The organism is Pseudomonas edaphica (assembly GCF_005863185.1).
GTDB lineage: Bacteria > Pseudomonadota > Gammaproteobacteria > Pseudomonadales > Pseudomonadaceae > Aquipseudomonas > Aquipseudomonas edaphica.
Map to the genome: position 1 here is coordinate 1 of NZ_VBVZ01001127.1, position 600 is coordinate 600.

The following is a 600-nucleotide window of genomic DNA, read 5'->3' on the forward strand; positions in this document are numbered from 1 at the left end:
AAGCGGGTACTGATGTAACGCTGAAGTTGGATAACGGTTCGACTATCACCATCAAGGCTGGCGACACCGTTGGCTCCGTGACTGTTGCGGCGCCTGGCGATGACGTGTTCATCGATAAGAGCACTCAAACCGTCAAGATCACTGACACTGCTGGCGGTAACTTCGAGAAACTGGAAGTTGCAGGTAACGGCGCAACCACCACGATCAACGACACCATCGACAAAGTGGATGTGGTTCTGACCGCCACCACCACCGTCGGCGAAGGCGGCAACATCGTCTACACCGCCAGCCTTGTGGATAAAAACGGCGCGGCAGTGACCAACATCACCAATCCGCTGACTGTGACTTTGGACAATGGCCAGACCATTACCATCGGCGTTAATCAGTCGAATGGCAGCGTGACCGTTGTCGCTCCGGATGACGTTTACAAGGGCGACCAGACCGTCACTACCGCCATCACCAACGTGAGCGGCGGCGAGCACTTCGAAAACCTGGTCCCAGGTACAACGCCGGTCAACACTACCGTCACCGACACTCCGGGTACTGATAACACCACTACCGTCACGTTGACCGCGCCAAGCGCAGTCAATGAGGGTGGCC

The 600-nt window shown here is 56.7% G+C and carries 1 protein-coding gene; it reads left to right on the forward strand.

The features are described 5' to 3' along the window. The coding region (locus tag FEM54_RS33655; RefSeq protein WP_338109395.1) for an immunoglobulin-like domain-containing protein at positions 1 to 600 on the forward strand (600 nt) is incomplete at both ends.